15 protein-coding genes are annotated in these 20,875 nt (G+C 65.6%); 9 read left to right on the forward strand and 6 right to left on the reverse strand.

The features are described 5' to 3' along the window. Positions 1-19: 19 nt before the first annotated feature. The 5 genes from BMY06_RS05505 (at position 20) to BMY06_RS05525 (ending at position 6,477) form a co-directional block, all read left to right on the forward strand. Complete coding sequence (locus tag BMY06_RS05505) at positions 20-2,395, forward strand: TonB-dependent hemoglobin/transferrin/lactoferrin family receptor (protein ID WP_074981939.1); 2,376 nt, start codon at positions 20-22, stop codon at positions 2,393-2,395. 24 nt (positions 2,396-2,419) lie between these two features. Next, positions 2,420-3,523, forward strand: coding sequence for a hemin-degrading factor (locus BMY06_RS05510; RefSeq protein ID WP_074981940.1), 1,104 nt, complete (start codon positions 2,420-2,422; stop codon positions 3,521-3,523). Continuing rightward, positions 3,520-4,437: a heme/hemin ABC transporter substrate-binding protein gene (locus tag BMY06_RS05515; RefSeq protein WP_074981942.1), complete on the forward strand. Its 918-nt coding sequence runs from the start codon at positions 3,520-3,522 to the stop codon at positions 4,435-4,437. The genes BMY06_RS05510 and BMY06_RS05515 overlap by 4 nt, the downstream gene beginning before the upstream one ends. Positions 4,438-4,501: 64 nt before the next feature. Next, positions 4,502-5,647 carry a FecCD family ABC transporter permease gene (locus BMY06_RS05520; protein WP_065060921.1) on the forward strand — a complete coding sequence of 382 codons (1,146 nt, stop codon included), beginning with the start codon at positions 4,502-4,504 and terminating at the stop codon, positions 5,645-5,647. 8 nt (positions 5,648-5,655) lie between these two features. Then, complete coding sequence (locus tag BMY06_RS05525) at positions 5,656-6,477, forward strand: ATP-binding cassette domain-containing protein (RefSeq protein ID WP_065060920.1); 822 nt, start codon at positions 5,656-5,658, stop codon at positions 6,475-6,477. A 5-nt stretch (positions 6,478-6,482) separates the two neighbouring features. Here the strand turns inward: BMY06_RS05525 and BMY06_RS05530 are convergent, their stop codons facing one another. Continuing rightward, the gene (locus BMY06_RS05530; protein ID WP_074981944.1) at positions 6,483-7,445 is read right to left on the reverse strand and encodes an alpha/beta fold hydrolase; all 963 of its coding nucleotides are present in this window, start codon (positions 7,443-7,445) and stop codon (positions 6,483-6,485) included. 93 nt (positions 7,446-7,538) lie between these two features. Continuing rightward, on the reverse strand, positions 7,539-8,189 hold the full coding sequence (locus BMY06_RS05535) for a TetR/AcrR family transcriptional regulator (protein WP_313903824.1): 651 nt from the start codon (positions 8,187-8,189) through the stop codon (positions 7,539-7,541). A gap of 213 nt (positions 8,190-8,402) precedes the next feature. Here BMY06_RS05535 and BMY06_RS05540 point away from each other — a divergent pair, with 213 nt between their 5' ends. Next, a complete protein-coding gene (locus BMY06_RS05540; protein WP_065060917.1) occupies positions 8,403-9,572 on the forward strand; it encodes a porin in 1,170 nt (389 codons plus the stop codon). 67 nt (positions 9,573-9,639) lie between these two features. Here BMY06_RS05540 and BMY06_RS05545 read toward each other — a convergent pair whose 3' ends face one another. Genes BMY06_RS05545 through BMY06_RS05560 form a run of 4 tightly spaced genes read right to left on the reverse strand, consistent with a single transcriptional unit; the run spans position 9,640 to position 15,940 of the window. Further along, a complete protein-coding gene (locus tag BMY06_RS05545) occupies positions 9,640-10,779 on the reverse strand; it encodes a hybrid sensor histidine kinase/response regulator (RefSeq protein WP_065061034.1) in 1,140 nt (379 codons plus the stop codon). 5 nt (positions 10,780-10,784) lie between these two features. Further along, positions 10,785-11,516: a chemotaxis protein CheB gene (locus tag BMY06_RS05550; protein WP_080180784.1), complete on the reverse strand. Its 732-nt coding sequence runs from the start codon at positions 11,514-11,516 to the stop codon at positions 10,785-10,787. Positions 11,517-11,530: 14 nt separating this feature from the next. After that, positions 11,531-12,376 carry a CheR family methyltransferase gene (locus tag BMY06_RS05555; RefSeq protein ID WP_065060916.1) on the reverse strand — a complete coding sequence of 282 codons (846 nt, stop codon included), beginning with the start codon at positions 12,374-12,376 and terminating at the stop codon, positions 11,531-11,533. Between the two features lie 3 nt (positions 12,377-12,379). Further along, positions 12,380-15,940, reverse strand: coding sequence for a response regulator (locus BMY06_RS05560; RefSeq protein WP_074981946.1), 3,561 nt, complete (start codon positions 15,938-15,940; stop codon positions 12,380-12,382). A gap of 410 nt (positions 15,941-16,350) precedes the next feature. On the opposite strand from BMY06_RS05560, the gene BMY06_RS05565 reads away from it, so the two are divergent. From BMY06_RS05565 to BMY06_RS05575, 3 genes are all read left to right on the forward strand, one after another. After that, entirely contained in the window at positions 16,351-16,758 is a 408-nt protein-coding gene (locus BMY06_RS05565) for a hypothetical protein (RefSeq protein WP_124263105.1), read from the forward strand. A 393-nt stretch (positions 16,759-17,151) separates the two neighbouring features. Beyond that, the gene (locus BMY06_RS05570) at positions 17,152-18,168 is read left to right on the forward strand and encodes a 3-oxoacyl-ACP synthase III family protein (RefSeq protein WP_244144269.1); all 1,017 of its coding nucleotides are present in this window, start codon (positions 17,152-17,154) and stop codon (positions 18,166-18,168) included. 28 nt (positions 18,169-18,196) lie between these two features. After that, entirely contained in the window at positions 18,197-20,854 is a 2,658-nt protein-coding gene (locus BMY06_RS05575) for an ATP-binding response regulator (RefSeq protein WP_074981951.1), read from the forward strand. Positions 20,855-20,875 lie beyond the last annotated feature (21 nt).

Below are 20,875 nucleotides of genomic sequence, written 5' to 3' on the forward strand. Positions count from 1 at the left end.
TTGACTACGGGGAAGAACGATGCATTTGAAGCAACGCCTGGTGCGGCGCCTGTTGCCTGCGCTGATCGCCGAGATCTGTGCGATGCACGCCGGCCATGCGCTCGCCGCCGATCCACAGGCGGGCGAGCCCGCCGAGCAGCAGAGCGCGACCACGAATGCCAGCACGTCCGCGAACGCCGCCGCGAACGCCGTCGAAAGCGCGAATCCGCAACGCGTGCGCCGCGAAGAGGCGCTCAAGGCCGTTTCCGTGACGGCCACGCGCGGCGGCACGGCGGACCCGAACCGTACGGCGGCGACCGTCTCGGTGATCACCAGCGACGACATCGACGAGAACAACGCGAAAGACGTCAAGGACGCGCTCAAGTACGAGCCGGGCGTGGAAGTGCGCCGCTCGGTCTATCGTCCGGCGGGCATCACCGGGTCGACGGGACGCGCGGGCAATGAAGGCATCAATATTCGCGGGCTCGAAGGCAACCAGGTACTGCTGCTCGAAGACGGCGTGCCGCTGCCGCAGTCGTATGCGTTCGGCTCGGGTTCGGCGGGTCGCGGCGACTATCTGAATACGGATCTGTATCAGCGTATTGAAGTGCTGCGCGGCCCCACCTCGGCGCTGTACGGCAGCGACGGTCTCACCGGCGCGGTCAATTTCGTGACCAAGGACCCGAGCGATCTGCTCGCGATCTACAACAAGAAGACGTACTTCTCGTTGAAGGCGGGCTACGACTCGACCGACCGCAGCTGGGGCTCGACGGCCACCGCCGCATTCGGCGGCGACGTCGTGCAGGGCATGATCGCGCTCTCGGGCCGCCACGGTCACGAGACCGATAACAAGGGCGATAGCAACACGCTGGGCGCATCGCGATCCACGCCGGACCCGCTCACGTACAACAACCGCAGCGCGCTCGGCAAGCTCGTTTTCAAATTGACGCCGCACGACACGCTCAAATTGACCGCGGAAACGCTTAGTAATGCGAATTCAAGCGACGGGCTTTCGCAACTGGGCGGCGCGTATACGTGGAGCGGCTACACGGCCAACGGTTACGTCACCGGCAACGAGGTGAACAGCAATCGCGTGCAGCTCGATTACGACCATCGCGACGCGACCAATCCGTACTTCCAGCAACTGCACGCGTCGCTCTATTACCGCAATGCGTCCACGCGCCAGACGCTCGATATTTCCGGCGCGAACGCGAGCGGCGCGACGTCCTCGCGCTCGCGCACCAACGACTACGGCGACAACATTCTCGGCGGCAGCGTGGTGGCGGACAGCGCGTTCAACACCGGCGTGCTGCAACACAAGCTGACCTACGGCTTCGACGCGAGCGTTTCGCACTACAGCACGGCAAGCTCGGCGGGCAGCGAGTGGACGAGCAACGCGGACGGCTATCCCGAGGCGTTCCCGAAGACCACGCAAACCTCGCTGGGCGCGTTCATCCAGGACGAGATCCGCTGGAACAAGCTGAGCGTCGTGCCGGGCGTGCGCTTCGACTATTACGACATGACGCCGCATCCGGACGCGACCTACGAGTCGATGTCCGCGAGTTCGACCAAGCCGACCTCGACCTCGACGGGCAACGCCGTCTCGCCGCGCCTCGCGATTCTCTACGAGGTCTCGCCCGCGTTCGTGCCCTACGTGCAGTACGCGCATGGATTCCGCGCGCCGTCCGCGTATCAGGTCAACAGCTTCTATAACCCGGCGGGTTCGTACGGGCTCTACTACCAGCAGGTCGGAAATCCGAACCTGAAGCCGGAAACGAGCAACTCCGTCGAAGTGGGTCTGCGCGGCAAGCTCGGCGTGGGCCACGGCCAGGTGAACTACAGCGCCGCCGCATTCGCGGGCCGCTACAGCAACTTCATCGACAGCAAGGTGGTGGGCGGCAGCCTCACTTCGGCGACGAATCCGTACACCGTGCAGTACGTGAACTACTCGAAGGCGTCGATCCAGGGCCTCGAAGGCAAGGCCGACTGGTATGTGAACGACGCGCTCGAAGTGAAGGGCGGCTTCGCGTGGATTCACGGCACCGAGACCAAGGACGGCGTGACCAGCGGCCTCGACACCGTGCCGCCGCTGGCGGTCGTGCTCGGCGTGAAATACGCGCCCACCGAACGCTGGTTCGCGAGCGCGGACCTCACCTATAACTCGCGCAAGAGCAAGTCGCAGATGTCCTCGTCGTCGTACTTCGCGACGCCGTCGTACACGATTCTCGACCTGCACGCGGGCGTCAACATCACGCGCCACGTGAGCGTGACGGCGGGCATCAACAACGTGTTCGACCGCAAATACTGGGTCTGGAACGACGTGCGCGGTCTGGCCGACAGCGACGGCGCGGCGAAGATCGACGCCTACACCGCGCCGGGCCGCAACTTCAACGTGGCGATGAAAATCGACTTTTGATAACCGAACAAGGCAACCGAGATCATGAATCAAGCGACGACGCCCACCGCGTCCCATCCCGCGTCGCTCGCGCTGCTGCGCGACGCCTTCAACGAGCTGCGCACAGCGCGCAAGCTGCGTCACCGCGAGGCCGCGGCGGAACTCGGCGTGAGTGAGGCACAAGCGCTGGCGGCTTTCGTCGGCGAGCACGTCGTGCGTCTCGACGATCGCTTCGTCGAGCTGTTCGAAGCGATGCCCACGCTCGGCGAAGTGATGGTGCTGACGCGCAACGAAGCCGCCGTGCACGAGAAAACCGGCCGCTTCGAAAAGATGACGCGCAGCGGTCAGGTCGGGCTCACCGTGGGCCGCGCGATCGATCTGCGAATTTTCTACGGGAAGTGGGCGTCGGCGTTCGCGGTGCGCGAGACCTATGACGACGGCGTGCGCAAGAGTCTCCAATTCTTCGACGCGCAGGGCGTGGCAGTCACGAAGGTGTATCTGCGAGACGCGAGCGATCATGCCGCGTTCGACGCGCTGATCGAGCGCCACACGGCGCAGCCACAAGTCGCGGGGTTGAGCGTCGTGCGCGCGACCGCACGCGCGCCGCAACGTGCCGACGCGCAGATCGACGTGGAAGGCTTTCGCGCCGCCTGGGCCGCGATGCAGGATACGCACGAATTCTTCGATATCCTGAAGAAATTCGGTGTGACGAGAGTGCAGGCCCTGCGTCTCGCCGATCCGCAGTACGCGGAGCCCATCGCGACGGATGCGATCGACGCGCTGTTCGAAAGCGCCGCGCGCACGCGCCTGCCGATCATGGTGTTCGTCGGCAATCACGGGATGATCCAGATTCATACCGGGCCGGTGCGGACGATCCGCAGAATGGGGCCGTGGCTCAACGTGCTCGATCCGGATTTCAGCCTGCATCTGCGCACGAATCTCGTCGCGCAGGCGTGGATCGTGCGCAAGCCCACGACCGACGGCGTCGTGACTTCGGTCGAACTGTTCGACGCCGATGGCGAGAACGTCGCCATGCTGTTCGGCGCGCGCAAGCCCGGCAATCCGGAACTCGCGGGCTGGCGCGACGCGGTGAGCGCGCTCGCACGCATTGAGCGCAATGAGCGCAACGAGCAAGGCGGTGCAGCATGAGCGACGATCGTTTCGATTTGCAACGCCGACGTCTGCTGATCGGCACCGGCGGGCTGCTGCTCGCAGCGGCGGGCGCGATCCAGGGCGTTACGCTGGCGAAGGCCGCTGCGCCCACGGCGCAACGCGTGGTGGTGATTGGCGGCGCGCTCGCGGAGATCGTCTACGCGCTCGGACGCGCCGACGCGCTGGTGGGCAGCGACACGACCTGCACGTATCCGCGCGAGGCGCAGTCGCTGCCGAAGGTGGGTTATCAGCGCGCGCTCTCCGCCGAAGGTCTGCTGTCGCTCGAACCCACGCTGATTCTCGCCTCGGCGGAAGCCGGGCCGCCTTCCGTGCTGCAACGCGTGGCGGGCGCGGGCGTGAAGCTCGTGAGCTTCGAGGAAGGCCACGACGTGGCGTCGGTGCGCGAGAAGATCATCGGCGTCGCGCGCGCGCTCGATGCGGAGAACGCGGGGCAGACCTTGCTTGCGCGCTTCGACCGTGCGTGGACGGCCACCACGACGCGCATCGCCGCGGCGCAGGACGCGTCGAAGCGCGACGCAAAAACGCCGCCGAGCGTGCTGTTCCTGATGAGCCCCACGGGCAACCAGCCGATGGTCGCGGGCCAGCACACGGCCGCCGACGCGATGCTCGCCTACGCGGGCGTGCGCAACGCGATGCAGGGCTTCTCCGGCTATCGCGCGCTCACGCCCGAAGCGCTCGTCGCCGCGCAACCCGACATCGTGCTGACCACCGACGACGCCTTGAAAGCCGCCGGCAGCAAGCGTCATCTGCTCGATTCCGCAGGGTTCTCGCTGACGCCCGCAGGCCGCGCGACGCGCGTGGTCGCGCTCGATGCGCTGTTCCTGCTCGGCTTCGGCCCGCGTTTGCCCGACGCCGTGGATGCGCTCAACCGCAGCCTGGCGCAAGCCTGATCGCCATCGTTTTTTCACTGACTTAAAGCAGCCGTAGCGCGTTACCCGAATCACCCGAATCGTCATGTCCAGGCCGACTTTCCAGACGCTCAGCGTCGCGCCGCCCTCCGCGGGCGCGCATCTTCCCGCGAGCGCGCCGCGCTCGCGCACGCCCTACGTGCTCGGCGCGCTCGCGGCGCTGCTCGCACTCGCCGTGCTCGGCGGCGTGTGCATGGGCGCGTATCCCGTTTCGCCGCAAGCCCTCTGGCACGCGTTCATCAGCGCCGACGTGCCGACGAACGCGCAGACCGACCGCGCCGCGCTCGTGCTGTTCGAACTGCGCTTGCCGCGCGTCGTGCTCGCCTTGCTCGTCGGCGCGGGTTTCGGTGCGACGGGCAGCGCGTTGCAGGCGCTGCTGCGCAACCCGCTGGCCGATCCGGGCCTGATCGGCGTATCGAGCGGCGCGGCGCTCGGCGCGTCGCTGCTGATCGTGTTCGGCGCGGTGCTGATGCCGCATCTCGCCGCGCATCTTGCGCTGCCGCCCGTCATGGCCGAGCTGTTCGGCGCGGATCGCCTCACGGCGTGCGCCGCGTTCGCGGGCGCGCTCGTCGTGACGCTCGCGGTGTACCGGCTCGCCACCTCGAACGGACGCATCGTGCTGCCGATCCTGCTGCTCGCGGGCGTGGCCGCCAACGCGCTCGCGGGCGCGGTGATCGGCACGCTCTCCTATCTCGCGACCGACGCGCAACTGCGTTCGCTGACCTTCTGGAGTCTCGGCAGTCTGGCCGATGCGAAGTGGTCGACGCTCGCGACCATCGCGCCCTTCGTGCTCGCGGGCATGGCGATGATCGCCGCGCACACGCGCTCGCTCAACGCGATGCAACTCGGCGAACTGGAAGCGCATTACCTCGGCGTGCCCGTGCGCCGCGTGAAGCACACGATCCTGCTCGCGAGCGCGCTCGCGGTGGGCGCGCTCGTGTCGACGACCGGGCAGATCGGGTTCATCGGCCTCGTTGCGCCGCATTGCGTGCGCCTCGCATGCGGACCCGATCAGCGCGTGGTGCTGCCGGGCTCGATGCTGCTCGGCGCGCTGCTCACGGTGACCGCCGATCTCGCCGCGCGCACGCTGGTCGCGCCCGCCGAGATTCCGCTCGGCGTGTTGACGGCCTTGCTCGGCGCCCCGTTTTTCATCTTGCTGATCGTGCGCAGCCGCCGTCAGTTCGGCGCGTGAGGGACGCGATGCTTTCGATTCAGAACCTGCATATCGGCTATCGCGGCAAGGGCGGTCAGCCCTTGTTCGAAGATTTTTCGCTGACGGTCGCGCCGGGCGAGTTCGTGGTGGTGCTCGGGCAGAACGGCGTCGGCAAGAGCACCTTGCTCAAGGCGCTCGCGGGCGACTTCACGCTGCACGGTTTCCCCGATTCGCACAGCCGCGCGACGCTCACGCTCAATGGCGAGGACGTGCGCCGCATCGGGCCGCGCCGCCTCGCGCAACTGCGCGCCGTGCTCGCGCAGAGCGTGCCGAACACCTATCCCGTGCCGGTCAGCGACGTGGTGCAGCTCGGCCGTTATCCGCATCTCGACGGCCCGGCGCTGCCGTATTCGCCCGAGGTGCTCGCCTACGACATGCTCGCGCTCGCGGGCGTCGCGCCGCTCGCGCAGCGCAACGTCACGACGCTGTCGGGCGGCGAATTTGCGCGCGTGCAATTCGCGCGTGCGCTCGCACAGTTGTGGACGCTCGACAGCCACTGGATGCCGCCGCGTTATCTGCTGATGGACGAGCCAACCGCGGCGCTCGATCTCGTGCAGCAGCACCGACTGTTCGCGACGGCGCGCCGTCTCACGCGCGAATGGAATATTGGCGCGCTCGCGATTGCGCATGACTGCAATCTCGCGGCGCGTCATGCCGACCGCCTCGTATTGCTCGCCGATGGACGCGCCATCGCCGACGGCCCGCCGCGCGACGTCATGCGCACCGATCTGCTCGAACGTTGTTACGGTGCGCCGATGCAGGTGTTCGGCACGTTCGACGGCTCGGTGGCGGGGATTTTTCCGGCGTAACGGCGTTATGGGCCGTCTTTCGCGCGCCGATCCCGCCGCCAGGCGAAGAAGCGCATGAGCTCGGCGGCGACCGCGACGGGCTGTTCCTCGGGCAGAAAGTGGCCGCATTGCGCGATCATCACGCCTTCCACGGATTCGGCGTACGGACGCAGCGGCGCGGCCATATCGGCGATCGAACCGTGATCGGCGCTGAGCGCGAGCACGGGCATGCCGAGCTTGCCGCGCGCGCTCAATGCACGGTTCTGCCGCGCCGATTCGGCGGCGGCGCGATAGTAGGCGAGCCCCGCGCGCAAGCCGCCATCTTTCTTGAAGACGCGTTCGTACTCGTCGAGATCGGTGTCGAGGAAGGTTTGCGGATTCGCGGTTTTGCGGCGCAAGAACCAGTCCAGATACGCGCGCTCTTTCCCTTCGATCAGCACTTCGGGCAGGTCTGCCACCGCATGAAATGCGAAATGCCACGTGCGCCACGCACGCTCGGGCGCGAGCGGCAGGGCGTCGGGCAGCGTGATGCCGGGAATGCCCGCATCGAACAGTGCGAGCCGTTTCATTTCGTCGCCGAACAGCGCGGCATACGGATACGCGACCCACGCGCCCACGTCGTGTGCCGCCAGGTCATAGCGCGATACGCCGAGCTTGCCGAGTAACGCGTGCAGCACGGTCGCCAGCGACTGCGTGTCGTAACCGTCGAGCGGGCGATCCGAATCGCCCTGACCGGGCAGATCCGGCGCGATGATGCGATAACGCTCGCCGAGGATCGGCATGACCTTGCGCCACGCGTACCAGCTTTCGGGGAAACCGGCGAGCAGAACCAGCACGTCGCCGTCCGACTTGCCGCCTGTTACGTAGTGAAGACGAATGCCGTCGACAGTCGCGTAACGATGCTCGAAGCCGGCGAGCACGGCATCCGGCGATGAAGCGGGACCGGGGTCCACGATGCGCGGCGCGCCGGCGGGCGAGGGTGTCGTCATGATGGCGAGTTTCCCGTTGCGATAATGAAATGAATGGCGATGATCGTCATCGTCTATATTGGAAATAATCGTTTCCTAATTGGCGAAAAATTTTCAGGTCAGCAGGCGCAGCGCTTCGTCGGCGGCAGAATGCATGTCGTGCGCCGAACGCCCCGATTTGCCGAGCAGACGAAAACCCTGTAAAAGCGCGAGCAGCGTGCGCGCCATGGCCGCGACGTGCAGTTCGCGGCTGATCGAACCGTCTTCCTGCCCTTGTTGCAGGAGACGGCGCAGCATCGCTTCAGTGTGACGAATGGTGGATTCGACGAGCGTGGCCATTTCCTCGTCGAGCGTGGCGAGCGCCGTGGCGCTGGAAATGACGAGGCAGCCGCGCTGTCCTTCGAGGCCATGCGAAGACGCTGCATAGAAGTGCAACACCGCGCGAATCTTTTCGAATCCGCTAGATTGTCGATCCAGCTGTTGACGCAGATCGGCGTTGCGTGTTTGCACGTAGCGTTCGAAGGCCGCGAGAAACACGCCGCGCTTGTCGCCGAAGGCTTTATACAGGCTGCCCGCAGTCAGGCCGGTGGCGTCGCCGAGGTCGCCCACCGAGGTCGCGTGATAGCCGCGCTCGCGAAAAACCCGCACGGCGCCGTCCAGCACGCTGTCCATATCGAATTCGCGCGGGCGGCCGGGGCTGCGCGCCTGGGCTCTGGAAGACGTTTCGGATGTCATGGCGGGAGTATAGGGAATGTTCGTTTCCAAATCAAGCGGAAACCGTGCGCGACCTTTGTTGCGACTCGATTCCTTGCGTTTTATGGAATGGTGCTTTCGCGATGGCCCTATTAATTCGCGACGCGACACCCGCGACAATCGGCGCGATGCACGAGCGCTCGTGCATCTCCAATTACAACGAGTTCCCCGGTGCGCCGCGCGGCGGTGTCATGCGGCGTCCGAACGCAAACAGACCAGCACACGATGAACAAGAAAATCCTGATCGCCTGTCTCGGCGGCCTCAGCGCAGGCGCAGCCCACGCGCAGAGTAGCGTCACGCTCTACGGTCTCGTCGATACTTCGATATCCTACGTAAGCAATCAGCGCACCAATGGCGCGAATTCGCCGGGCAGCGGTGGCGTGCAGATGAATAGCGGCAATCTCAGTGCGTCGCGCTGGGGCCTGCGCGGCGCGGAAGATCTCGGCGGCGGCATGTCGGCGATCTTCATGCTGGAAGGCGGCTTCTCGTCGGTCAACGGCAAGACCAGCAACGGCGGCAAACTGTTCGGCCGTCAATCGTATGTGGGCTTGCGCGCCAATGGTTACGGCACGTTCACGATGGGTCGCCAGTACGACTTCATCCTGACTTTCGTGACGCCGCTGGGCGCGGCGGGTTCGGGCTGGGGCGGCAATCTGGCGATGCACCCGTACGACAACGACGATTCGATCCAGAACATCCGCATCAACAACGCGGTGCGCTACACGAGCGAGACCTATCGCGGTTTCACGGCCGGCGCGATGTACGGCTTCTCGAACACGGCGGGCAGCTTCGGCAATAACGCGGCGTACAGCGCGGGTCTGTCGTATGCGAACGGGCCGTTCAAGGCGGGCGCGGCAATCCTCAAGATCAATCGCGACGGCAACGTGGCGAACGCCGATGGCGCAGTCAGCAGCACCGATGGCTCGGCCACGATCACGGGCGGCGACGAGCTGATCTGGGCGCTGGGCGCGCGCTACGCATTCGGTCCGCACTCGGTGGGCGTGAGCTGGACGCACTCGGCCACCGACGACGTCACGGGCGTGTGGCAAGGCGGCTCGACCACGGCGCTCAAGGGCAATACGCTGATTTTCGATAACTTCTCGATCGACGGCCGCTACGCGGTCACGCCTTCGCTGTACCTGTCGGCGGCTTATACGTACACGCAGGCGCGTTTCGATGCGGGTTCGCGTTCGGCGCGTCCGAAGTGGAATCAGGTGGTGGCGCAGATCGACAAGGTCATCACGCCGCGCACCGATGTCTATCTCGAAGGCGTGTTCCAGAGCGTGAGCGGCGGTCGCGGCAATGCGGCGTTCGATGCGTCGGTCTATACGCTCACGCCGTCGTCGAACAGCAATCAGGTGGTCGTGGCGGCGGGCTTGCGTCACCGCTTCTAAGGTGGGCTTTTAAGTGTGATTCGCGCGGTGCGACACGCCGCGCGAATCCACTCGCTCACATACTCACTCACGCGCGCGCGCCTTCGCTCTCGTCGAGATCGACCTGACGACGCGCCGCGCGCGGCAGACGCATCGTGAACGCGGTGCCGTCCTGCTCGTTCGAGACCACGTTGACGTCGCCGCCATGCGTGCGCGCGATCAGGCGCACGATGTGCAGCCCGAGACCGAGTCCCGAACCCTGATGCCCCGCGCGCGTCGCCGTGCTGAACGCGCAGAACAGCAGCGGCACGACGTCGGCGGGAATCGCGCCGCGATTGTGCACGCTCACGAGCACTTCATGCGGCGACGCGCCGTCCACGCGCACGTGCACCGGCATGCCCGGCTCGCCATGCGTGAGCGCATTGCTGACGAGATTCGACACGGCCTGCGCCACCAGATCCGCATCCCACTGACCGCCGAGATCGCCGTGCGGCGCATAGGCGAGCCGTCCGTTTGCGGCGTGCGGGGAAAACTCTTCGATCACGGCCTGGCAGAGCGCGTCGAGCTGCACGTCGGTGCGCCGTAACGGCAGCCGTCCGCCTTGCAGCCGCGCCAGATTGAGCAGTTGCTCGACCATGCGCGACATGCGCCGTCCGCAATGCTCGATACGCTTGCCCACCGACACGATCTTCTCGTCGCTCGACGCCCGCATCAGATATTCCGCCGAACTCATCACCGCCGACAACGGCGTGCGCAGATCGTGGCTCAGCACGGCCATCAGCATTTCGTTGGCTTCGAGCATCTGGCGCGTGGCCGCGAGCTGATCGGCGAGCTGGCGCTTCTGCAGTTCGATCTGCACGAAGATGCCGACTTTCGACTGCACGATGCGCGGCTCGATCGGCTTGTAGAGAAAGTCCACCGCGCCCGCTTCGTAGCCCTGAAACGTGCGGATCGCGTCCTGCGACGTGGCGGTGAGGAAGATGATCGGTACGTGCGAGGTGCGCGGGCTGCCGCGGATCAGCGAGGCCAGTTCGAAGCCGCTCATGCCCGGCATGTTGACGTCGAGAATCGCCACTGCGACGTCGTGTTCGAGCAGCAGTTCGAGCGCCTCCACACCCGAGCGGGCGACGAGCAGATGCACTTCGGGACGCGCGAGCAGGGCCGCGAGCGCCGTGAGATTGTGCTCGATGTCGTCGACGATCAGAACATTTACGGTAGGCAGGGACATGCGATTCATCCGGGTGAAGCGGGTAACAGCCTCGGCCACGCGGCAAGGCGCGCGCCGAGGGCGGTGGGTGTCAGCGTTTCGTTGACCGCGCCGGCGGCGATGGCCGCCTCCGGCATTTGCGGCGCGTAGGCGGTGTCGGGCGCCTGCGCCCAGGTCGTGCCGCCCGCCGCGCGGATCGCGGCGAGGCCGCGCGCGCCGTCGTCGTTCGCGCCCGAGAGCAGCACGCCGAGCAGCCGCGCGCCGTAGACCGCGGCGGCGGATTCCATCAACACGTCGATCGAGGGGCGTGAAAAACGCACCGGGCCTTCGATCGACAGCGCGACGCTCGCGTCGCTGTCCACGAGCATATGGTAGTCGGGCGGCGCGATATAGACGCGCCCGCCCTGGATCGGTTCGCCCGCGTCGGGCTCGCTCACGGGCAGCGCGCAGCGAACGCCGAGCGCCTGGACCAGAAAGCTCGGCGAGGCGGGCGGCAGATGCAGCACGATCAGCACGGCCGCGCCGAAACGCGCAGGCAGCATCGGCAGCAACTGGCCGAGCACGTCTACGCCGCCCGCCGATGCGCCGATGACCACGGCGTCGAATTTCGCATCGGAAGATGCGGGGGGCGATGCGTGGGTCGATGCAGCGCTCGATGCCTGCGCCGTTTGCCCCGAGCGTGCTTTGCCGCCGCGCGTGGCGCGCAGCGCCGCGCTGGCGGCGGCGAGCAGGGCGGATTTAGCGCGTGAGCCTGGCATGGTGGGTGATCCGCTCAACGCTTCTGGTAAATGCGCTCGGCGGCGCGGAATTCCTCGAACGCTTCGTGACGCTTCGAGAAACGCAGATTTTCCTTGCTGCCGAGACCGAGAAAACCACGCCGCACGAGCGCGCGTTCGAACAGGCCGATGGCGCGATCCTGCAACGGGCGATCGAAATAGATCAGCACGTTGCGGCACGACACCAGATGCGCTTCGAGAAACACTTCGTCGGTCGCGAGGCTGTGATCGGCGAACACCACGCGTTCCTTGAGCGCGCTCGACAGACGCGCGCTGCCGTAGGCCGCGTGATAGTAGTCGGAGAGCGTGCGCTTGCCGCCCGCCGCGAGATAGTTCTGGCTGAAGCCTGCGAAGCGGTCCACCGGATAGATCGCGGCTTCGGCGCGTTCGAGCGCTTCGGGGCTGATGTCGGTGGCGTAGAACAGCGTGCGCTCGGCGAGCCCTTCTTCCTCGAACAGAATTTTCAGCGACCACAATTCCTCGCCCGAGCTGCAGCCCGCGACCCAGACCTTGAGCGACGGATAGGTTTGCAGCACCGGCAGCACATGCTGGCGCAGCGCCAGAAAATACTCAGGATCGCGAAACATATCGCTGACCTGGATCGTCATGTAGCCGAACAGGCGCGAGAAGTCGTCGGCGCTGCGCAGCACGCGATCCTGCAACTGGCTCAGCGACGCCACGCCGAAATCCTGGCGCGCCTGTTCGAGCCGGCGCCGCAGCGACGGCAGCGAATAGTGCCGGAAATCGTGCTGATAGCGCAGATAGATCGCTTCGAGCAGCAGGCGCAATTCGATGTCGAATACGCTGGTCTGCCGGGCGCCGCTGGTCGTGGTGTCGGTCATGGGCTATTTGCGCAACCAGACGCGGCACAGCGACACGAGCTTGTCCACGTCGATGGGTTTGGAAACGTAGTCGTCGGCGCCCGCTTCGAGGCAGCGCATGCGGTCGTCGGCCATTGCCTTCGCGGTGAGCGCGATCACGGGCAGGCGCGCGAGACGCGGATTCGCGCGCAGCGCGCGCATGGCGGCGAGGCCGTCCATCTCGGGCATCATCACGTCCATCAGCACGAGATCGACATCGTCCTTGCCGTCGAGCAGGTCGAGCGCCTCGCGGCCGTTGCGCGCGATCAGCAGCTTCGCGCCGAGCGGTTCGATCACGTGCGAGAGCGCGAAGATGTTGCGCACGTCGTCTTCGGCGAGCAGGATGGTCTTGCCTTCGAAGGTGTCGTCGCGCTGGCGCACGGCGCGCAGCATGCGCTGCTGTTCCGGCGCGAGCGACGACTCCACGCTATGCAGGAACAGCGTCACTTCGTCGAGCAGCCGCTCGGGCGAGCGCGCGCCCTTGATGATGATCGACTTCGAATAGCGGCGCAGGCGCTGCTCGTCGTCGTCGGAGAGCATGCGGCCCGTGTAGACGATCACCGGCAGCGGCGCGACGCCCGCTTCGCCCGCGAGCGTTTCCAGCAGGTCGTAGCCGGTGCCGTCGGGCAGCGTGAGGTCGGTGACGATGCAGTCGAACGCGCCTTGCGCGATCTGCGCGTGCGCGTCGGCAAGTGTGCCCACGGCCACGATCTCCACGCCGTCGCCGACCAGCAGCGCGCGAATGCTTTCGCGCATCGCGTGGTCGTCCTCGATCACCAGCACGCGCTTCACGCGTTGTTCGAGCCGCGACTCCAGCCGGCGAATCGCCGCTTCGAGCGTGCTGCGCGCGGTGGGCTTGAGCGTGTAGCCGATCGCGCCCAGATGCAGCGCCTTGTCGGCGTGGTCGGTGGCCGAGACGATGTGCACGGGAATATGGCGCGTGCCCGGGTCGCTCTTGAGCCATTCGAGCACCGAAAGACCCGAGCGGTCGGGCAGGCCCACGTCGAGCAGCACGGCCACGGGAGCCTGATCCTTGACCATCGCGAAGCCGGTGGCCGCGTCGGCGGCGTGCAGGAAATCGAATTGCAGTTCGTGCACGAGGTCGCGCAGGATTTCCGCGAAGGGCAGGTCGTCTTCGATCACGAGGATCGCGCGGCTGCCGTGCGTGCGCTGGTCGCGGTCGTCGTCGATCGGTTGCGCGCCTTCGCCGTGGGACGGCGCCGATGTCGGCGGCGTGGCGGCGCGTGCGTGGACAGGCGCGTGTGCGGGGGCGGTTGTGGTGTAGGTGTCCGCGGTGGTGAGCACGGCGCTGTCGCGGCGCGCCTGCGCGCCCGCTTGCGCCGCCGAGGCGCTCGCGTTGGCCAGCGCCTGCACGGCTTGCGCTTCGCTGTCGACGGCGGCAGTGCTGTCGAGCGGCAGCCACAGCGTGAAGACGCTGCCCACGCCGGGCTCGCTCGCCACGGCGATGCGCCCGCCGAGCAGACGCGCCAGTTCGCGCGAGATCGACAGGCCCAGACCGCTGCCGCCATATTGACGGCTCGTCGAACCGTCGGCTTGCTGGAACGCCTCGAAGATCATGTCGAGCTTGTCTTCGGCGATGCCGATGCCGGTGTCGCGCACGTCGATGCGCACGGAGCCCGCATCGACCGGCGACACCGTCAGCGATACCTCGCCTTGCGACGTGAATTTCAGCGCGTTCGACAGCAGGTTGCGCAGGATTTGCAGCACGCGCTGGCCGTCGGTCGTGAATTGCTCGGCGACGCCGGGCAGACGGTCGATCGAAAGCGCCACGTGCTTTTCGCGCGCGAGCGGCGTGAAGGTTTCGCGCAGCGACGCGAGCAGGCCTTCGAGCGGCACGGTTTCGAGCATGAGCTGAATCTGCCCGGCTTCGACTTTCGACAGATCGAGAATGTCGTTGATGAGCGAGAGCAGGTCGGTATTCGACGCGTGAATCGTGGCCGCGTAACGCACCTGTTCCTCGCTCAGATTGCCGCTGCGATTCTGCTGCAGCAGCTTCGCGAGGATCAGCGAGCTGTTGAGCGGCGTGCGCAATTCGTGCGACATGTTGGCGAGGAATTCCGACTTGTAGCGGCTCGCTTGCGCGAGGCGGTCGGCGTTGCGCTTGAGGTCGCCCTGCGCGCGTTCGAGTTCGCTCTTTTGCGTTTCGAGCCGGCGCGCGTATTCCTCGAGTTGCACGTTGGTCTGTTCGAGTTCGACCTGCTGCGCTTCGAGCCGCGTTTGCGAATCCATCAGCGCGCGGCCGCGTTCTTCGAGCCCTTCGTTCGCGACGCGCAGTTCTTCCTGCTGCACCTGCAATTCGTGATTCAGTTGCTGCGACTGCGAATACGACTCCTGCAGGCGCTCGCGCGACACCGCGCCTTCCACGAGGTCGCCCATCGTGCTGCTCACGCGCGAGAGAAACTCGTTGTCGCGCGGCAGCAGCGCGCGCATGAAGCCGAGTTCGACCACGCCGTTGATGCGGCCCGAGGCGTCGATCGGCGCGATCAGCAGCGAGGCGGGCGTGGTCGAGCCGAGTCCCGATTCGACCTTCAGATAACCGGCCGGCGCGTCTTTCAGTTCGATCACGCGGCGCGACGCGGCGGCCTGGCCGACGAGCGTCTGCCCGTCCTGCAGCAGCGGCACGTTGTACGCGCTTTCGTCGCCGAAACCGAAGGTGGCCACGCGGCGCAGCGCGCCTTCGCGGGTGTCGCGCACATAGAGCGTCGCGACGCTCGCGCTCAGATAACCGGCGAGGCAATCGAGCATCGCGCCGCCCACTTCGGCGAGCGCTTCCTTGCCCATGCCGCTCTCGGCCAGCAGACGCTGGCCAGAACGCAGCCAGACCTGTTCCGCGAGCGCCTGGGACTGCTCGGCCTGACCGCGCAGGGCGTCGTCGTAAGTCGAGGACAGCGAGGTCATTTCGCGTCGCCCGAGCCAGGCGAGCAGGCCGTTGACGAGCAGCGTGAGCGCCAGAAAGACGGCGACCGTCACGACGGTTAGCTGGCGCGCCGCCGCGGTGCGCTCCTGGCGCAGACGCAGTTCCTCGGTGAGGAAGTCGCTGAATTCGCGGCGGATGGCGTCGGCGCTGGCGTTGCCGCGTTCGTTTTCGACCGTGGCGAGCACGCTGTCGTGGTTGCGGCGCAGACGGATGGCCTCGGCCGTGGACGCGTCCCATTGCGCGGCGATGGCGCGCACGCGGGCGAGCCGCTCGATTTGCGGCGGGTTGTCGATGACGAGCCCGTTCAGCGTCTGCAACTGCGCGGCGAAACGCGGCTTGCCGACCTCGTAGGTCGACAGCGAGGGTTCGTCGCCATTGAGCAGAAAGCCGCGCACGCTCGACTCGCGGTCGGCCTGAATGCGCAGCAGTTCGTAGGCGTCGCCGATCACGCGTTCCGAGTGCTCGGCCCAACTCATCGTCGAAACGAGGTAGACGATCAGCGCCACGAAGGCGACGGCGGTCGCCAGCCCCGCCAATAGTGGCAGCGCGACGTTTCTTTGAATGATGCGTCTGAAGCGCAGCGGGTCGATCGCGTTCACGGCTTGCATTTTTTTCCGATTTTTATGGGCGAAGGCACGGTCGTCGGGTATATCGACCGGCTTTTATGGCGAATTCCGCGCGTGGGAACCCCGCCCCATCGTGGATAAAGAGAAAGTCAAATCGATACAAACGCAATCATACAAAAAGGATGCGGATTGCGTGAATGTCTCGGGAATCCCGAGCGCATGCGGCTCGCGCGGGAGCGCAATCCGCATGCCCGGCCGGTGTCCGGCCGGGGCGGCGCGGGTTTTCGCCCGGCGGGACGGATCTGCCAGAGCCGCGTTGTAAAAAATATATTTCATTCTGGCCCTTTCGTAATGCGCGGTGGTGCCGATAACCAGGTGGGGCGGCGTATCGCCAGTCGCCCCGACGACGCACACAACAATTCCAGCAAGCACCCCAGCAAGACGAAGAAAGCGTGGCAACCAGAATGATCGAAGGGGCGGGCGAGCGGGCCGCCATCCAGAAGCAAGCCAATACGGACAATCCGGCGGGCCGGCCGGGCAACACCAGAGCGGCGCGCGTGCTCGCGCTGCTGCGCGCCAACAAGCCGCGCGTGATCGTGCTGATGGTGGTGGCCGGTTGCGTCCTGGGGTTCGCGACATGGCTCGACGCGCAATTGCGGCCCGCCGTGGTCGCGCGCGAGCGCCGCGAGATGGACGCCGAAGAACGGCTCGAAGCCACGATGCCCTGCCACGCCGGGCAAAGCCATACCGAATGGTGCGGTGCGATCGCGCTGCCCGTGCGCGCGCCCGCGCTGCCCCTGGTCGATACCCGGCGCGCGCCGCTCGGCTATTGCACGGCGGGCCCGGCGCCTTCGTGCTGAAGTGCCCGGAAGCGCCGCGACATCCGCCACTACGTCTTCGCTTCGTCGATCAGCTTTTGCGCCGCGGGACCCGGACGGCGGCGTGCTGTCCGGCATCCGCATTTCACCTGCTCAAGTTTCAAATGCGGCTTGCCGTTATCCGGTGTGGCTGTAATGAAAGGAAAGTATTTGAATCGATGAAGCGTCGAGGGCGGCGACCGAATAGATCGCCCTTTCGAAAGTGACTGGCCAGCCTCACAGGCAATTCGTGAATAACGATGGAAGCGCTAATGTACGAGGGCCGCAAGGCCGGAGATCGCGCGTTGCGATATCTGCGTGCATTGCGCGCGCAATCTTTCTTGTTCATCCATCTACGTCTTTCACGGATTTTCTATGCTTATCAAGAATGTCGCTGTGAGCCTTCCGTCACGGGTCGTTTCAAATGAAGAAGTCGTCGATCTGATTCGCTTTCACTCCTCGGGATTCGAAGGCGATGTCGACAGAACGCTGCGGACCATCAAGACGCTGCTCGACCGCAGCGGGCTGGTGAACCGGCGCTGGTGCGGCAAGCACGAGGCGCCGATCGATCATGTGGCGATGGCCACGCGCAAGGCGCTCTCGGAATCGTATCTGCGGCCCGAGCAGATCGAGCTGTTTATTTTCGTCGGCATTGGCCGCGGTTTTCTGGAGCCGGGCAACAGCCACATGATGGCGAGCGCGCTGGGCTTCGTGAATGCGGAATGCTTCGACGTGGTGGATGCCTGCATGAGCTGGACGCGCGCCATGTCGATTGCGGACAGCCTGTTCAAGGCGGGCCAGTATCGCAATGCGATGATCGTCAACGCCGAATTCAACATGCTCGACGGCGGCCCGCTCTATCCCGCCAACTTCGAACTGAAGAACCACGCGCAGGTCGAATATACATTACCATCGTTCACGATAGGCGAAGCCGCCACCGCAACCCTCGTCGTGGCGAAAGAGCCTGATAATTTCCGTTTTGAATTTCGCGGCAAGCCCGAGGTTTCCGACTTGTGCACGATCCCCATTCCCGGCTACGAAGGGTTTTGTCACCCGTCCGAACGGATCGGCAAGAACGGCGACATGCGTTTTACATCGTACGGTCACGATCTGCACAAGAACTCGGACGAACTGATCGACGTGTTCGCGAAACTGGCGGTGCCTCGCAAGGACATCGACATCGTGTTTACGCATGCCTCGTCGAAGGCGGCGTGGCACGGTTACGGCGTGAAGGCCGGCATCGACGACAAGATGTATCACGTCTACCCCGACACGGGCAATCTGGTATCCGCTTCCATTCCCGCGGCGATCTCGCTGGCGAAGGAAAGCGGCGCGCTCAAGCGCGGCGACCGGGCGCTCTGCTGGGTGGGCAGCGCGGGCATGTCATTCAATGTCAGCAGCTTCATCTTCTGAGACTGACTGAGCGCATATCGAGAACAATATGAGAGCCATTGCAGGAGGCATCCGCGTGTTGAAGCAGCGGGTGATTGACGCCTACCACGTGTCCGATTACAGCGTGCTGGCCGTTGGCGTGATTGGCGCGCTCGGTCATCCGTTGTACTGGTTCTGGTGGACGTTCGTCGACCCGCAGCCCAACGAGAATCTGCCGATGCGCGTGGTGGGTTCGATCGCGTGCGTGCTGCTGTTGCTGCGCCGCTTCTGGCCCGCCGGCGCCGCGCGTTTCCTGCCGTGGTATTACTTTGCGACGGTAGCCTACACGCTACCGTTTTTCTTCACCTGGTATCTGCTCAGCGGCCATTATTCGATGCTGTGGTCCATGGCCGAAGTGGGCATGGTGTTTTTCCTGATCGCGATTTTTCCGTCGTTCGTCGCGCTGGCGGCGAATCTGGTCATTGGCGTCGGCGTGGCCATTCTGTGCGCGTGGATCGTCGATCCGCGCCTGCTCGCGGTCGATTCGCACATGCTGCTGTTCGTGTATCTGCCGGTGTTCGCGTTCGGTATTTGCGCGGGTGTCACGTTCAGCCACAGCAACATGAAGGGCATCACCGCGCAGGCGAAAAACGAGGCGCTGCGCGCGCTCGCGGGCACCATCGCGCACGAGATGCGCAATCCGCTGAGTCAGTTGCGCTACGTGCTCGACCGCATGGAAGAAGCGCTGCCCACGATGACCGAAACGCGGCCGTCCGCCGTGTCGTCGTCGAGCGGCGTGGGCTCGCTTTCGCAGCATCTCGAACATGGCCAGCTCGCGATCGATCGCGGTCTGCGCATCATCGCCATGACGCTCGACGAAGTGAGCGCCAAGCCCGTGCGTTCCGACAATCTCACCTACGCGAGCGCGGCGGCCGCCACGCGCAAGGCGCTCGACGAATATGGTTTCAGCGACCGCAAGGAGCGCAGCAAAGTGCGGCTCGTGGTGCTGGAGGACTTCACGTTCAAGGTCGATGAAACGGTTTACCTGTTCACGCTGTTCAACCTGATCCGCAACGCGTTGCATCACATGGCGGCGAATCCGTCGGCCACGCTGACGCTGACCGTCGAACGGCAAAAGGTCATCGTGCACGACACGGGGCCGGGCATCGCGCCCGAGATCATGTCGCATCTGTTCGTGCCGTTCCGCACGCACGGCAACCTGGCCGGCACGGGCCTCGGCCTCGCGTATTGTCAGCGCGCCATGCGCTCGTTCGGCGGCAGCATCGGCTGCCGTTCGGAAGTCGGCAAGTTCACGCAGTTCACGCTGGAATTCCCGGTGGTGTCGGAGGCCGAAGTCGCGACGCATCGTCAGCAGGTGCTCGCGCGCGCCACGCAGTTCTTCGCGCACAAGCACATCCTGCTCGTCGACGACGACGCGGGCCAGCGCGCGCGCGTGAGTCAGGCGCTGTCCGGCGTGAGCGCGCAGGTGAGCGAGGCGGAGAGCGGCGTGAAGGCGCTCGCGCTGCTGCAGGACGCCGCGCCGTTCGACCTGATCCTCATGGACATCAACATGCCGGGCCTCGACGGCTATACGACCACCGAGCGCATTCGCGCCGACCGCGCGCATGCGAACTGGAATGCGCTGATCGTGGGCTATACGTCGGAGCCGCATAGCGTCGCGCGGGTGCTGGCGCAGGGCGCGGGCATGGACGAGACGATCGGTAAATCCATCAGCATGGTCGAGCTGATCAGCGCGCTGCAAACGCTGATGGAGAACGTCGATCGCAGCCGCCGCAACCGGCGCTTCGACGGCTTCGCGGGCAAGACGATTCTCGTCGCCGACGACGACACCTATAGCCGCATGGTCGCGAAGAGTTATCTCGAACGCTGCGGCGCGAGCGTGCTCGAAGCGGAGAACGGGCTGGGCGTGCTGGAGCGGCTCAACCAGGGCCTCGCGATCGACGCGCTGGTGATCGACATGAACATGCCGGGCATGGGCGGCGTGGAAACGGCGGCGACCATCCGCGCGCGCAACGACGCGTACGCGAAGGCGCCCATCGTGGCGTTGACGGGCCAGTCCGATATGGAAGCGTTGCGCGCGTGTCTCGACGCGGGCATGAACGAAGTGATGATCAAGCCGGTGCGCGTGGGCGCGCTCTATGCGTGTCTCGCGCGGCAGTTCGCGCAGACGCCCGCCGCGAGTGCGCACGAACACGCGGATATGCCGCGCACGCCGGTTGCGCGTGCGCGTCTTGCGTCGAGCAACGCGGTGGGCCATGCAGCGAGCCGTGCAGCGGATAACGCATCCGGCCGCGCATCGACCCCGGCCACGCCGCCGTCCGTTGCGATCGATACCGAACTGCTCGACGACGCCCATCTGGAAGAACTGGCGTCGCTCGACATGCTCGATCAGACCTTCCTCAAAGGCATCGCGCAGATCCGCACCTTGATCGGTCAACTGGCCGACAGCGCGCAGGCCGGCGATGTGAAGGCGGCGCATTTCACGCTGCATCTGCTGCTGGGCATCAGCGGGAATATCGGCGCGAAGGCGCTGCACGTGTACGTGCGGCAGCTTTATCCGCGTGTGCTCGACGGACAGTGGCCCACGGAAGCCGACTGGCTCGCGCAGGTCACGACACTCGGCAACCGGTCGGCGGATGCGTTGCAGCGCTATTTCGTGGCGTCGTCGTCGGCGAACGGGTATCGCGATGCGTTGAACGACGAGTGACGCTTCGGCCGCGCGAATACA

It is taken from the genome of Paraburkholderia tropica (assembly GCF_900109265.1).
Classification (GTDB): domain Bacteria; phylum Pseudomonadota; class Gammaproteobacteria; order Burkholderiales; family Burkholderiaceae; genus Paraburkholderia; species Paraburkholderia tropica.